The sequence below is a fragment of the Bartonella sp. AA86SXKL genome (assembly GCF_042196885.1).
The window spans coordinates 321-576 of the sequence record NZ_JBHIRE010000538.1; the positions used below are offsets into that span (position 1 = coordinate 321).

1 protein-coding gene is annotated in these 256 nt (G+C 37.9%); it reads right to left on the reverse strand.

From position 1 onward, the window contains the following. Nucleotides 1-28 precede the first annotated feature (28 nt). Nucleotides 29-238 (reverse strand): cold-shock protein, encoded by a 210-nt coding sequence (locus ACFIO5_RS13155; RefSeq protein WP_011181004.1) that lies wholly within the window; start codon nucleotides 236-238, stop codon nucleotides 29-31. Nucleotides 239-256: the final 18 nt, after the last annotated feature.

A 256-nucleotide genomic window follows, 5' to 3' on the forward strand; every position in this document is an offset into this window, starting at 1 on the left:
TTTAAAAAAATGTTGCAGAACTTAAAAATCAAAGGGTTGCAAGGTTACCAGCAGCAAATTTTCCAGAACGACGATCTTGAAGAACATCATAAGAAACTTTTTGTCCTTCATTAAGATTGCTTAAACCAGAACGCTCAACGGCGGAAATGTGTACAAAGACATCTGCACTGCCATCACTAGGCTGAATGAACCCGAAACCTTTAGTTGTGTTAAACCACTTAACTGTTCCTGTAGACATAGGAAACTCCTTAGAATT